The organism is Streptomyces sp. NPDC002130, assembly GCF_040296465.1.
In the GTDB taxonomy this organism is placed as follows: domain Bacteria; phylum Actinomycetota; class Actinomycetes; order Streptomycetales; family Streptomycetaceae; genus Streptomyces.
On record NZ_JBEOXI010001178.1, the window covers coordinates 1 to 1,097 of the forward strand.

The window sequence follows — 1,097 nt, forward strand, 5'->3', positions numbered from 1 at the left end:
GTTTACGTCACGATGGCGGAGCCGACGCAGACTCCGCTTTCAAAGCCTGGTGTGAGGGCAAGACCGGCTTCCCGATCGTCGATGCCGGCATGCGGCAACTCGCAGCCGAGAACTGGATGCACAATCGGGTGCGAATGATCGTCGCGTCTTTCCTGGTGAAGGACCTGCACATTCCGTGGTGGCGCGGCGCACGGTACTTCATGTCGCATCTGGTGGACGGTGACTTGGCCTCCAATCAGCACGGATGGCAGTGGACTGCCGGGTCTGGCACGGACGCTTCGCCGTTCTTCCGCGTCTTCAACCCGATCACGCAGGGGGAGAAGTTCGATCCCGACGGCACATACGTCCGCCGGTGGGTTCCCGAACTCCGCGATGTTCCCGGGAAAGCGGTCCACTCGCTGAAGGCGATGCGCCCGGTCGACTACCCGGATCCGATCGTCGACCATGCGCAAGAGCGTGAGGAAGCCCTCCGTAGATACGGCGAGATCAAGGGTTGAGTGCTCAGTGATCTGCGGGCGCTACGCGGACGCGGTTTCCGTCCAGATCTGAAATGACGAATGTCAGACCGAAGACATCTTCATTCGGCTCCTCGACGACCTCGACGCCCTTGGCTACCCACTCGTCGTGGATCGCGCGTATTTCGCTGCTCCCGCCGTCGACCAAGATGCCGACTTCGAAATTGCGCGGTGTCGCGGGATCGAGGTCGCGGGACTTGCCGCTCCACAGTGCAAGGACCACACCGCCGCCGAGGTCGAAGGTCATGTACCGAGGGCTGAGGACCTCAGGCTTCGCGTCGAACAATTCGCCGTAGAACGCTGCTGCGGAGGCGGCATCGCTGACGTAGATCAGAAACTGGTTGGGTAGTCGCACTGTGGTTTTCCCTCTCCCGTTGATTTTCGGGCCACCGGCAGCGGGGCGTGTGCCTGGTCGTGCGGGGCTGCGTTCAACAATCCCCGCGCGCCGGACGAATGTCCAAGAACAAGTGCGTCTGAGTGGCAGATGGATTACTTATGACGACTGCTGCAGTCACACCACACTGAGGTGGTACCCGACGCTCAGGTTCGGGTAGAAGCCGTCGATGTAGCTCGAGATGAAGT

Annotated in this window: 2 protein-coding genes; one reads left to right on the forward strand and one right to left on the reverse strand. The window is 61.3% G+C overall.

Annotated elements, in window-relative coordinates; translation table 11 throughout:
• The coding region (locus ABT116_RS49435; RefSeq protein ID WP_351648225.1) for an FAD-binding domain-containing protein at positions 1-497 on the forward strand (497 nt) is incomplete at its 5' end.
• A gap of 4 nt (positions 498-501) precedes the next feature.
• Here the strand turns inward: ABT116_RS49435 and ABT116_RS49440 are convergent.
• Positions 502-870: a VOC family protein gene (locus tag ABT116_RS49440; RefSeq protein WP_351648229.1), complete on the reverse strand. Its 369-nt coding sequence runs from the start codon at positions 868-870 to the stop codon at positions 502-504.
• Positions 871-1,097: the final 227 nt, after the last annotated feature.